This is a genomic window from Pseudomonas sp. GW821-FHT05H12 (assembly GCF_059419385.1).
On record NZ_JBWKRS010000007.1, the window covers coordinates 212,574 to 224,204 of the forward strand.

The 11,631-nt window shown below is 64.9% G+C and carries 14 protein-coding genes; 10 read left to right on the forward strand and 4 right to left on the reverse strand.

Translation table 11 applies throughout. The features are described 5' to 3' along the window. Positions 1–39 precede the first annotated feature (39 nt). Complete coding sequence (locus tag AC07SU_RS08905; protein WP_494996825.1) at positions 40–1,368, forward strand: MFS transporter; 1,329 nt, start codon at positions 40–42, stop codon at positions 1,366–1,368. A gap of 3 nt (positions 1,369–1,371) precedes the next feature. On the opposite strand, the gene AC07SU_RS08910 is transcribed toward AC07SU_RS08905, so the two are convergent. Next, positions 1,372–1,683, reverse strand: coding sequence for a hypothetical protein (locus AC07SU_RS08910; RefSeq protein ID WP_494996826.1), 312 nt, complete (start codon positions 1,681–1,683; stop codon positions 1,372–1,374). Positions 1,684–1,899: 216 nt separating this feature from the next. Here AC07SU_RS08910 and AC07SU_RS08915 point away from each other — a divergent pair, with 216 nt between their 5' ends. From AC07SU_RS08915 to AC07SU_RS08925, 3 genes are read left to right on the forward strand one after another with little or no spacing between them, the layout of a single operon-like run. Continuing rightward, positions 1,900–2,544 (forward strand): secretin and TonB N-terminal domain-containing protein, encoded by a 645-nt coding sequence (locus AC07SU_RS08915; protein ID WP_494996827.1) that lies wholly within the window; start codon positions 1,900–1,902, stop codon positions 2,542–2,544. After that, a complete protein-coding gene (locus AC07SU_RS08920) occupies positions 2,541–3,086 on the forward strand; it encodes an RNA polymerase sigma factor (RefSeq protein WP_176997714.1) in 546 nt (181 codons plus the stop codon). Before AC07SU_RS08915 ends, AC07SU_RS08920 begins: the two co-directional genes overlap by 4 nt. Before the next feature lie 37 nt (positions 3,087–3,123). Beyond that, positions 3,124–4,050, forward strand: a complete 927-nt coding sequence (locus AC07SU_RS08925; protein ID WP_494996828.1) for a FecR family protein — start codon at positions 3,124–3,126, stop codon at positions 4,048–4,050. A gap of 6 nt (positions 4,051–4,056) precedes the next feature. Here the strand turns inward: AC07SU_RS08925 and AC07SU_RS08930 are convergent, their stop codons facing one another. Both AC07SU_RS08930 and gspH read right to left on the reverse strand, forming a co-directional pair. Beyond that, positions 4,057–4,668 carry a type II secretion system protein GspJ gene (locus tag AC07SU_RS08930; RefSeq protein ID WP_494996829.1) on the reverse strand — a complete coding sequence of 204 codons (612 nt, stop codon included), beginning with the start codon at positions 4,666–4,668 and terminating at the stop codon, positions 4,057–4,059. 135 nt (positions 4,669–4,803) lie between these two features. Next, the gene (gene gspH / locus AC07SU_RS08935; protein WP_494996830.1) at positions 4,804–5,256 is read right to left on the reverse strand and encodes a type II secretion system minor pseudopilin GspH; all 453 of its coding nucleotides are present in this window, start codon (positions 5,254–5,256) and stop codon (positions 4,804–4,806) included. A gap of 93 nt (positions 5,257–5,349) precedes the next feature. Between gspH and AC07SU_RS08940 the strand changes: the two genes are divergently transcribed. Then, a complete protein-coding gene (locus AC07SU_RS08940; RefSeq protein ID WP_494996831.1) occupies positions 5,350–5,781 on the forward strand; it encodes a type II secretion system protein N in 432 nt (143 codons plus the stop codon). On the opposite strand, the gene gspI is transcribed toward AC07SU_RS08940, so the two are convergent. Further along, positions 5,768–6,133, reverse strand: coding sequence for a type II secretion system minor pseudopilin GspI (gene gspI / locus AC07SU_RS08945; RefSeq protein WP_176997719.1), 366 nt, complete (start codon positions 6,131–6,133; stop codon positions 5,768–5,770). The genes AC07SU_RS08940 and gspI overlap by 14 nt on opposite strands. Positions 6,134–6,281: 148 nt before the next feature. Between gspI and gspG the strand changes: the two genes are divergently transcribed. Genes gspG through gspD form a run of 5 tightly spaced genes read left to right on the forward strand, consistent with a single transcriptional unit; the run spans position 6,282 to position 11,496 of the window. Then, the gene (gene gspG, locus AC07SU_RS08950; RefSeq protein ID WP_176997720.1) at positions 6,282–6,731 is read left to right on the forward strand and encodes a type II secretion system major pseudopilin GspG; all 450 of its coding nucleotides are present in this window, start codon (positions 6,282–6,284) and stop codon (positions 6,729–6,731) included. A gap of 8 nt (positions 6,732–6,739) precedes the next feature. After that, positions 6,740–7,630 (forward strand): type II secretion system minor pseudopilin GspK, encoded by an 891-nt coding sequence (gspK, locus tag AC07SU_RS08955; RefSeq protein ID WP_494996832.1) that lies wholly within the window; start codon positions 6,740–6,742, stop codon positions 7,628–7,630. Continuing rightward, positions 7,627–8,697 (forward strand): type II secretion system protein GspL, encoded by a 1,071-nt coding sequence (gene gspL, locus AC07SU_RS08960; RefSeq protein WP_494996833.1) that lies wholly within the window; start codon positions 7,627–7,629, stop codon positions 8,695–8,697. The genes gspK and gspL overlap by 4 nt, the downstream gene beginning before the upstream one ends. Further along, a complete protein-coding gene (locus AC07SU_RS08965; RefSeq protein WP_494996834.1) occupies positions 8,690–9,202 on the forward strand; it encodes a type II secretion system protein M in 513 nt (170 codons plus the stop codon). The genes gspL and AC07SU_RS08965 overlap by 8 nt, the downstream gene beginning before the upstream one ends. Further along, the gene (gene gspD / locus AC07SU_RS08970) at positions 9,199–11,496 is read left to right on the forward strand and encodes a type II secretion system secretin GspD (RefSeq protein ID WP_494996835.1); all 2,298 of its coding nucleotides are present in this window, start codon (positions 9,199–9,201) and stop codon (positions 11,494–11,496) included. The genes AC07SU_RS08965 and gspD overlap by 4 nt, the downstream gene beginning before the upstream one ends. The last annotated feature ends 135 nt before the right edge of the window (positions 11,497–11,631 follow it).

An 11,631-nucleotide genomic window follows, 5' to 3' on the forward strand; every position in this document is an offset into this window, starting at 1 on the left:
CGTTTTCCATGGATAGATAACAGACAAGGAGTCCCTTCAATGGGCATTCACGTGCAAGACACGGTCCGCAAGCGGCGCCGTGCGTTTCTCGGTGCCACCTCCGGCCACTTGATCGAGTGGTACGACTATGGCGTCTACGGCTTTCTCGCCGTGTACATCGGCCAGGCGTTTTTTGTCTCCGATGACCCCACCACCAGCCTGCTGGCGAGCTTCGCCGCGTTTGCCCTGAGCTTCTTCATCCGGCCGCTGGGCGGCCTGTTCTTCGGCCCGCTGGCCGACAAGATTGGCCGTCGCAAGACCCTGATCATGGCGCTGGTGATGATGACCGGTTCCACGGTGTTGCTCGGCCTGTTACCGACTTATGCCACCCTTGGCATCGCCGCGCCGATCCTGTTGATCCTGGTGCGCTGCGTGCAGGGCTTCTCGGCGGGTGGCGAGATCGGCACGGTCACCAGTTTCATCTCCGAATACGCCGGCCCCGGTCGACGCGGCTTTGCCACCTGCTGGCTGATGGTCACCGCCGTGCTCGGTCTGTTGCTGGGCGGCGCCGTGGCCAATGGCATGACCTGGGTGCTGGGCGCCGACGTGATGCAGGAGTGGGCGTGGCGCGTGCCGTTCCTGATTGCCGCACCGCTGGGCTTTATCTCCATGTACATCCGCCTCAAGCTTGAAGACAGCCCCGAGTTCCTCGCCCTGCAACGCGCCGGGCAAACCTCCCGCGCGCCGCTGCGTGAGGTCTGGCAGTGGAAGCGGGCGATTGCCCTGGTGTTTTTCATCATCACCCTGCACAGCTCGATCTTCTACCTGGTGCTGACCTTCGCCTCGACCTACATGGCCAAGATCCTCAAGTTCGACAGCGGCACCACTTTACTCTACGTGTTCGTGGCCAGTTTCTCGGCGGCGTTTGTGATGCCGTTCGGGGGGGCGTTCACCGACAAGTACGGGCGCAAGCCGTTCCTGATGGTGATCGGCACCCTGGCCACCCTGGCGATGTTCTGGCTGTTCAAGTCGGCACCCACCGCCACACCGGCGTCGTTCTTTGCACCCTTGATGGCGGTGGCGATCCTGTTCGGGCTGTATGCATCGTCCACCTATGCGCTGATGAGCGAACTGTTGCCCACGCGCATCCGCTCCACCGGGATTGCCGTGGCGTACAACGTGCCGGTGGCGGTGTTCGGCGGCAGCGCGCCGTTGATCTCTACCTGGCTGATCAAGGTGACAGGCGACATCACCTCGCCGTGGTACTTCTACGTGGCCACCGGCGTGGTGTCGTTGATTGCCCTGGTGGTCTTGCGCAAGGAAGACTTTGTCGCCAGCAGCCGCCCGGCCGTGGTGCAGGCACCAGAGGGGCTGGCCAGCGCGGCCTGACGTTCAGGGACGCTGCGGCTTGACCGACGTCCCGAACGTGTTACCCATGCGCACACTGGTCGCCGCCGGCGTGGATAAACCCACCTGGTTCGGCGGCCGCTTCTCTACCGGAATGTTCTGGGCCTCGCGGTTTTTCTGCGCGGCCCTGGCGGCGTCCGGCGTGTTGCCCATCTGCTGGCTCAGGCAGCCATAATCGGGCGCCTTATACCCATCCACCGTGACTTCCGTGCAGCTTGGGGCAGCGGTTTCGGCGTGGGCGACCAATGGCAATACGGCGCACAGCAACAGGCTGGCAAGGGGTACAAAGCGCTTCATACGGGCCTCCTGGCAGGCCCGCGAAGGGGGCCGTCAACCCTGGCAAGTGTAGTGCAGCGGGCTTGCCGTCACCGTGATGTTTTTTTTGCCATCACCGTAACATCAGGTTCATAAACTGGCCTCAGGATGACGGTTTTCAAGGACACGTCAGCCGTGCAGCGATGCGGAGCGGGGGGTGAGCAAGGGAGCTTGAGGCGCGCCACATGCGCCCTGGTCTTGCTATGGCTGCTTGCAGGTGCGCAGCCGGCGATCGCCGAGTCGCCGCTGTTGCTTCTGGACTTGCCAGCACAAGACCTGGAACACGCACTGCAAGCGTATAGCCGCGCCACTGGGATGGCGGTGCTGGTGGACCGCGAGTTGACGCAGGGCCGGCGCTCCATCGGTGTGCGCGGGCGCTACACGGCGCAAGAAGCACTGGCGATGTTGCTGGCAGGGAGTGGCCTGATGGCACGTTATGCACGCAACGATGCGTTCACTTTGCAACGCCCCGACGTCGAACAGGCGCCTGCGCCGCGTGGCCTCTCTGCACGCAACGCCGCGCGGCTCAACAGCAGCTACGCCGCGGCGTTGCAGCAGGCGATCGAAGCCAGCCTGTGCCGTACGCCGTTGACTCGCCCGGGAACTTACCGTGCGCTGGTGCAGGTGTGGGTCAACCCGCAAGGGCTGATCGAACATAGCCGGCTGGTCAGTTCCACGGGTGATACGCAACGCGACGAAGCCCTGGTGCGCGGCCTTGGCACCGCCCGGGTTGAACGCCCGGCACCCAGTTCGCTGCGCCAGCCCGTGACCTTACTTTTGATGCCCGACACAACAGGAATGCGCATGGAATGCACAGCAGGGAAAGGAGCCACGGGCGGATGAAAAATACCGGGCACAGTACGATGGTCAGCTTGTTCCTGGCGTCCTACGAGGACTTCAAGGTGCGTTTGCGCAAGCGCCTGGGCTCCGAGGACCTGGCCAACGACGTCCTGCACGAAACCTACTTGCGGGTCGACCGCATGGACGTGCCACCCAACCTGCAACAGCCCAACGCCTACCTGTACCGCATGGCCCTGAACATTGCCGCCGACCGCCGCCAGGCCGACGCGCGCTTGCTCACTGGCAGCGAAGTCGAAGAGCTGCTGCAAACCGGCGACGAAGCCCTGGACCCGTCGCGGGTGGTGGGTGGCCAGCGCGAGATCCAGTCCCTGGTCAAGGCGCTTTACGAGCTGCCGGCACGCCGGCGCAAGATCCTCATCGCGGCGCGCCTGGAGGAGGCGCCACACCTGGAAATCTCCCAGCGTTTTGGCATCTCCACGCGCATGGTCGAGAAGGAAATCAAGGCCGCCCTGGGCCATTGCGCCAAGCGCCTGGAAAGAAAAGTGATTCAGCGGTTCGGTCCCGGGGCCGGAAAACCGTCTTAGTGTCGAGTCCCTGATAAATCCGTGAGTATTTGCGCGCTTGAACATTTTTAGCCTCTCCGCCGCCCGGCAATCCGCCGCCAGCCCCCTGCACGATGAAGCCCGCGACTGGCTGCTGTTGCTGACCTCGGGGCGCGCCACCGTGGCCGACGCCAAGGCGTTGCGCGCCTGGTGCGCCCAGAGCCCGGAACATGCCCAGGCGTTCGAGCAGGCCAAGCTGTTGTGGCAGCACATCGGCACGGCCGCCGAGCAATCGGCCGCGCCCCGTCACTTTGGACGACGCGCGTTCCTCGGCGGGGCGATTGCCGCCTCCGCTGCCGTGGTGATGGTGCGTGTTGGCGTGCCGGGTGGGTTTGCCGGCGTGACCGCCGACTACAAGACCGAAGTCGGCGAGCAGCGCCAGGTGGTCTTGAGCGAGGGCGTGAGCCTGGAACTCAACACCCAGACGCGCATCAGCCGAGTAGGGCAGGGCATCGAATTGCTCGAAGGTGAAGTGGAGGTGCTTGCCCGGGTGACGCAACCGCTCAAGGTCCAGGCCGGTGAGGGCTGGGTGAGTGCCGGGCAAGCGCGCTTCAATGTGCGCAACACCGACCATAGCGTGTGCGTGACCTGCCTTGAAGGTTGGTTGTCGGTGGACGTGGCCGGGCGCAGCGTACGCCTCGACAGCGGCCGCCAACTGACCTACGGCGCGGCTGGCATCGGTGAGCCGGTGTCCGTGGACACCCAGGCGGTGGTGGCGTGGCGCGAGCAGGTGCTGGTGTTCAACAACGCAACGCTTTCGACGGTGGTGGATGAGATCAACCGCTACCGACCGGGGATGCTGGTGTTGCTCAACAAGCAATTGGGCCAACGGCGGGTGCAGGCGCGGTTCAACCTGCAACAGTTGGCGGGTGTCGCGCTGTTGATTCGTGATGCCTACGGCGCCAAGTGCACCGAGTTGCCGGGTGGGGTGGTGCTGTTGAGCTAGGTTGTATCAGTTCAACGGCCCCATCACCTGCCGATACCGCTCCACGCCCTGGGGTGTCTGCCGCACCAGGCTGATCTCCATGCCCAGCGGGTCTTCCCGTCGATTGCCACTCAGCTGGCGCCACCCCTTGTCCGCTTCCCAGACCCGCACTTGCAGGTCGCTGACGCCCGTCAAAACCACAACGCCATCTTTCGCGGCCGGCAGCGGGAAACGATCCCGGCTTGGCGCGGCTGCGCGGTAGAGGTTGTCGCCCTTGAGCCACCAGCGCACGCGCTGCAAGCCATCGCCGGCTGCGGGCGCACTGCGGATCACATCCAACCGGAAGCCTTTGCTGTCGGAGCTGCGCACGGTGACGGCAGCGAGCCCGCCGGTTTTGTCTGTCTCTTCCTGGGGGGTGCCGGGCGTCGTCAATTCAACACTGGCGCGCAGGCTGATGTCGCGCTGCATCTGGTTCAATGCGCGCAACAGCGCTTCGGTCTGCTCGGTGCTGGCCTGCAAGTGCTGGTCGGCACGGGTGACGCTGTCCAGGCCGCGCCAGGCGATGAGGCTGACCACCGCCATCAGCATGATTGCCACCATCACCTCGATCAGCGTGAAGCCTTTTTGCGATGGACTCATTTTCGGGTTCTCCTTGTAGTGAGCGGGCTTGCCCCGCGCCGCGGTACACCTGACGCCTTGAACCTGTCTGATACATCGCCGCGCGGGGCAAGCCCGCTCACTACAGGCGTAGTGGGTTAGTCGCGGGGCGAGTCATTACAAGGGCGTCACGACGCGTAGCAGCCCGGCGGCATCGCGTTGCAGGCTGAGGCTGTGTTGCCCGTCCGACAGCACCACGCGCACGGGCGGGTTGATCCATTCGGCGTTGAGCACCAGGGTCTGCTGGGGTTCGATGTTGATTTGCATCGGTGTGCTTTCCCATAGGCGTGGTCGTAGCGAGTCGTCGTTTTTGAAGGTCTCCATGCCCAATCCATCATCACTGTGGCGGCTGAAGCGAAAGCCCTTGGCATCAGCGCGCCAAGTGATCGGCCGACCGTCGGCGCGGGCTTCGGCCTGGGCCACTTGCAGCAGTTGGCTCAGGCGCTCGGCGTCCTTGCGCAGCAGGTGCAGCGGGTCAGGCTTGATGGTGAGGCTGATGGCCGCGCTGGCGATGCCGATGATCACCAGCACCACCATCAGCTCGATCAGGGTGAAGCCGCGTTGTTTCATTGCAAGGCACCTGGGGAACTGGAGAGGTTGTGAAATAAAAACGTGCGAATTGGCCTGTAGGCTGGTGCCACGGACAAACAGGAGGTCCTGGACATGGCATTCGCTCATCGTTTTACCCTGGCCCACGGCGTGCAGGTGCTGGGCGTGTTGGCCGCGCTGGCGGGCGTGGCGGTCTGGACACCGCTGTTGCTCACCTCGGCCGAATCCCACACGCCCCAGGCCACCCCCCAGGCCTTGGCGGCGCGCAGTGACAGCCCGGCGTTGCAATGGTTTTCGAATGCGCCGACGGCGGTGCAGATCAAGGTCTCGGGTGTGCTCGCCGGGGCACGGGGCGCGGTGGCGATCCTCAGCCTCAACGACGGCCCGCCGCGCAGTTTTCTGTTGGGCGAGCGGGTGAGCCCTGGCGTGCGCCTCACGGCCATCGAAGGCGATGGGGTAGAGATCGAGCGCGGTGGCGAGAAGCAGCGGGTCCACCTCGACAAGCTGGCGCCGGCCCCGGAACTGGCGCCGCTCACTCGGCCATGACCTGGGTGTCCAGGCGGGCCAGGGGCGGCGCCTCGCGGCTGGCGTCCAGCACCTGCACCCTGACCTGATACAGGCGGCCGTCGGCGTTGATGGTCTGCTCGCAGCGCAGCTTCAAGCGGCCCTGGTCACACTCGAACGTCTTCTTGCCGGTGCGCAAGTGCCCCTCCAGGCGCAGCTCCGCCAGGCGGCTCTGTGCCGCCAGCAAGGCCATCGACTTGTCGCGCAGCAGCCCATTGCTCTGGGTCATCAGGCCCGCCACGCGCACGGCGGCCGCCATGGCCACAGCGATGATCGCCAGCGCCACCAGCACTTCAATGAGGGTAAAACCTTGCGCGTTTCGACGGCCGACCATGGCGCTCTCAAACCCCGGAAACAGGCCCGCAGACTAGCGCCGGCAGTTGACCGATTGGCGACCAAACCTCCCGAGGATTTTCAATACGACTGACATGTGTTCTTGCAACACTGCGCCACGAATTGAACCCCAGCCAAGGAATGTCGAGATGGATATCGCGCCCCTTAACGCCCCATTGCCAGGCCCTCGCGGCCAACGTGGCTTCACCCTGATCGAGATCATGGTGGTGGTGGTCATCCTCGGGATTCTTGCGGCGATGGTGGTGCCCAAGGTGCTGGACCGCCCGGACCAGGCACGGGCCACGGCGGCGAAACAGGACATCGGCGGGCTGATGCAGGCACTGAAACTGTATCGCCTCGACCACGGCACTTACCCCAGCATGAACCAGGGTTTGAAAGTACTGGTGGAACGCCCGGCCGATGCCAAGAACAGCAACTGGCGCGCCTACCTTGACCGCCTGCCGAACGACCCGTGGGGCAACCCTTATCACTACCTCAACCCGGGCGCCAACGGCGAGGTCGATGTGTTCTCCCTGGGGGCCGACGGCAAGCCAGACGGCGACGGCGTGAATGCCGATATCGGCTCCTGGCAGTTGTAAGGCCCGCCATGAAACGGCATTCGCCCGCAGCGGCGAAGCAGCGCGGCATGGCGATCATCAGCGCCTTGCTGATCGCGGCAGTGGTGGCGGTGCTCGCCGGCAGCATGCTCACGCGCCAGACCGTGTTCACCCGCAGCCTGGAAGCCGAGCAACTGCGCATTCAGGGCCAGTGGCTGTTGCAGGGTGGCCTGGAGCAGAGCCGTCGCCTGTTGTGGGACGCCCGCCAGAAAGACGTGCTGACCCGCCTCGACCAACCGTGGGCGCACGCCCAGAGCGGTGCATTTGAGGGGCGGCTGGCCGATGAACAAGGCAAGTTCAACCTGCGCAACCTGGTCAACCGCCAGCAGGTGGACGTCGAGCAACTGCAGCGTTTCGAGCGCCTGTGTCGCCTGATCGGCGTCGACCCAAGCCTGAGCCGACGCATCAGCCAGAGGGTGATTGGCTCCTATGATCAGCGCACAGGGGATGACGCTTTGCCCGCCAAGTACCCGGTGCTGCGCAGCCTGGACGACCTCAGTGGCCTCGAAGGCCTCGACCCGCTGCTGCTGCAGCGTCTGCAGACCTTTATCAGCGTGCTGCCCGGCAATACCTGGGTCAACGGCAACACCGCCAGCGCCGAAGTGCTCAGTGCGGTGGTGCCGCAACTGAGCCTGTCCCAGGCCCAGGGGCTGGTGGCCGAGCGGGACAGCGGGCGCTGGTTTATCAACCGCGGGGATTTCGTCAACCGTCTGCACTTGCCCCAGGTGGCGGTGGATTCGGTGGAGGTGGGCATTACCAGCGAGTGGTTCCGCCTGCAGGGCCAGGCGCGGCGCGAGCAGCGGCGGGTGACACTCGATGCTTTGCTGCACCGCCCGGAAGACCGCCAGCCCCGGGTGATCTGGTCGCGGGTGGGCGTATGAAACGCTTGCGCATTGGCTTGCCGCCCCTCGATCAACTCAGCGCTGACAGCCCGGTGACTTTTGCCTGGGTGGAGCGTGGGGCGGTGGTGAGTGAAGGCCAGGAGCGCCTGGCGCAATTGGGCAAGCATCGCCAGGCCGTCGACTGCTTCCTGCACCCGCGTGACAGCCTGCTGACTGGCTTGGAACTGCCGCCATTGCCGGCGGCTAAAACCCAGGCCGCCGTGGCTTGCGCAGCACAGGCATTGATCCTCGGCCCGGTGGAGCAGATGCAGGTTGCCCACGGCCCACGCGAAAGCGACGGGCGTGTGCAAGTAGCTTGGTTGCCCAGGGACGGCTTGCAGCGCTTGGGCCAAGTGTTGGCCCAGGCACAACTCAAGCTGCGCGGCGTGTACCCGGCGCCCTATGCGTTGCCGGTGGGCACCTCGGTGCTGGAAGACGGGTATCTGTTGACGCGTGACACCCTGCAACAAGGCGCGGTGCATCCCTTGGGGCAGCCGGCGCTGGACGTACAGTGGGTCGATGCGGCGCAGCGCTGGAGCGGCGCAACACCGGCGTGGGGCTTGCAGGGCCGCCTGAGTCCGCCGTCTACCGTGGGGTGGGGCAGGGCGTTAGCCTGCATTGGGGTGGCCGCTGCGATCTGGACGATTGGCCTGAACCTGTACGCCGCCCGCCAGGCGGATGAAGGCCAACGAATCAAGGCAATGCTCAGCCAGCAAGTGCGCCAGGCATTCCCCGAATTGCCGGTGGTGCTCAACCCCTTGCAGCAGGCCCGCCAGCAGTTGGCCGCGCGGCAGAGCGGTGCGGCGGGCGACCCGGGCCAGCGCTTTAGCAGCCTGTTGCAACTGGCCGGCAGCCAGCTGCCGTTCATGGTCGGCAGTGTCGAGAGCCTGACGTTCGAACAGGGGCGTTTGCACTTGGCTTTGTTAGCCGACAGCCGCAGCCCCGCTGTAGAAGGGGAGTGGCAAGCCGCCCTGGCCCAGGCCGGTTTCAGCGCCGTTCGCGACGACCATGGCTGGACCCTCGGCCCCGCTGAAACCGCCAGCGTCCAGGAAGCCAGCGATGAATAAGTGGCAGCAACTGCGTGGCCAATCCCGGGTGTTCTGGAGCGGCCTGGCCCTGCGTGAAAAACGCATGCTGGTCGGCACCGGCCTGGCCTTGGCGAGCCTGTTGAGTTGGCTGATGCTGGTGCAGCCGGCGCTGAAAAAAATCGATTACTGGCAGGCCGAAACCCCGAAATTGCGTTCCCAGGCGCAAGCCCTGCACGTGCTGTTGCAGGACGTCGCTGCGCCTCGGCCGGCTGACGAACCCTCGCTGCGCCAGGCCCTGGATGGCGCCGGTTTGCACGGCCGCTATCAATTGGAGGCGCTGGCACCGGGCGGCTGGCGCCTGACCTTCGACAATGCACCGGCCGACGCCGTGGTGAGCTGGCTGCTGGGCAACCCCCGTTCGTTCTCTCTGGAGGTGTCCGAGGCGCGTTTGCAGCGCGCAGAGGACGCCGTCGACAACTCGGCCGGCACTGTGTCCGGGACCGTTCGCATGGATCAGGCGCTTGGCGCTAAGGAAGCTTCATGAAGTGGTCAGTCCCGCCTTTCCGTTTGGCCGCACCCTTGCTGGTGCTGGCCCTGAGCGCGTGCAGCAACAACCAGCCCGTCAAGCCGCTGCTGGTGGATAGCGAACTCGGCCAGCCCTTGGCCGAAACCCGCCATAGCGATACGCCGCTGGATCGCCAGCGCGAACCCGCACCCCGGCCGCCCGTGCAACACCCGGTGACCAACAGCGCCCGTGGTCATGCCCCGGCGGTGGTCAAGGCGCGCAACCCGCTGGGCGACCAGCCGGTGCAGCTGAATTTCGTCGATGCGGATATCCAGGCGGTGGTGCGCGCGCTGTCCCGTGCCACCGGCCAGCAGTTCCTGGTGGACCCACGGGTGAAGGGCAACCTGACCCTGGTCAGCGAAGGCCAGGTGCCGGCGCACCAGGCCTACGACATGCTGCTGGCGGCGCTGCGCATGCAGGGGTTCAGCGTGGTGGACGTGGGCGGTGTGGCCCAGGTGGTGCCGGAAGCCGACGCCAAGCTGCTCGGCGGCCCGATCTACAGCGCCGGCGCCACGGGCATGCAGACCCGCACGTTCCGCCTGCAATACGAAAACGCAGTGAACCTGATCCCGGTGCTGCGCCCCATCGTGTCACCGAACAACCCGATCAATGCCTACCCCGGCAACAACAGCATCGTCATCACCGACTACGCCGAAAACCTCGCGCGCGTGGCGCAGATCATCAGCGGCATCGACACCCCGAGCGCCATCGACACCGACGTGGTGAAAGTGCAGAACGGCATTGCCGTGGACATCGCGGCCATGGTCGCTGAACTCCTGGAAACCCAGGGTGCCGACCAGACCCAGAAGATCAACGTGGTGGGCGACCCGCGCTCCAACTCGATCATCATCCGCTCTGGCAGCCCCGAACGTACGGAGCTTGCGCGCAACCTCATCTACAAGCTCGACAACGCCCAGAGCAACCCGAGCAACATGCACGTGGTGTACCTGCGCAACGCCCAGGCCGGCAAGCTGGCTCAGTCACTGCGTGGCCTGCTGACCGGCGAGAGTGACTCCGGTGTCAGTGACGAGGCGCGTGGCAAGCTCAGCAGCATGGGCGGCACCGGCCAGAACGGCCAGGGCGCCCCCATGCAGAACAGCAGCGGCACCCTCACCGGCAGCGGCGTGCAGGCGGGCTACGGCCAGCAGGCCAACTCGGCAACGACCTCCACCGGCAGCACGTCCAATGACCAGAACACCGCGTTCAGTGCCGGCGGCGTGACGATCCAGGCGGACGCCACCACCAACACCTTGCTGATCTCGGCGCCCGACCCGCTGTACCGCAACCTGCGCGAAGTGATCGACATGCTCGACCAGCGCCGCGCCCAGGTGGTGATCGAGAGCCTGATCGTTGAAGTCAACGAAGACGATGCCACGGAGTTCGGCGTGCAGTGGCAGGCTGGCAACCTGGGTGGCAGAGGGGGCTTTGGCGGTGTGAACCTGGGGGGCAGCGGTCTGAATGGCACGCCTACCAGCAAAACCAGTATCGATGTGCTGCCCAAGGGCCTGAACATCGGTCTGGTCAATGGCACCGTGGACATTCCTGGTATCGGCAAGGTGCTCGACTTGAAGGTGCTGGCCCGTGCGTTGAAGAGCAAGGGCGGCACCAACGTGCTGTCGACGCCGAACCTGCTGACCCTGGATAACGAGGCGGCGAGCATTTTTGTGGGGCAGACCATTCCGTTTGTCACCGGCAGTTATGTGACCGGTGGCGGGGGCACCAGCAATAACCCGTTCCAAACCGTGCAGCGTGAAGAGGTGGGGCTGAAGCTGAACGTGCGGCCGCAGATTTCCGAGGGCGGCACGGTGAAGCTGGATATTTACCAGGAGGTCAGCAGCGTCGATGCGCGGGCTTCGGTGGACGCGGGGACGGTGACCAACAAGCGGGCGATCGATACCAGCATTCTGTTGGATGACGGGCAAATCATGGTGCTGGGGGGGTTGTTGCAGGATGGGTACAGCCAGAGCAATGACGCGGTGCCTTGGTTGTCGGATATCCCCGGGTTGGGGGCGTTGTTTCGTAATGAAAAGCGCAGCGTGAACAAGACCAATTTGATGGTGTTTTTGCGGCCCTACATTATTCGCGACAGTGGGGCGGGGCGCAGTATTACGTTGAACCGGTATGAGTTTATGCGCCGGGCCCAGGGTGGGTTGCAGCCGGAGCGTAGTTGGGCGATGCCGGATGTGCAGGCGCCGCAGTTGCCTTCGGTGGAGAAGGCGATTCCTGTGGGGCAGCAGGGGCCGAGGGCGGTGATTCGGGCGGTGCCTCAGTGATTGGGGGGATCTCTAACTGTGGGAGCTGGCTTGCCTGCGATGGCGATCTGTTTGTGTACATATCCGTTGCTGCGGTAACGGCGGCTTATGGTTCCGCTCTTACAGCGGGTCACTTTTGGAAAGGCCCAAAAGTAA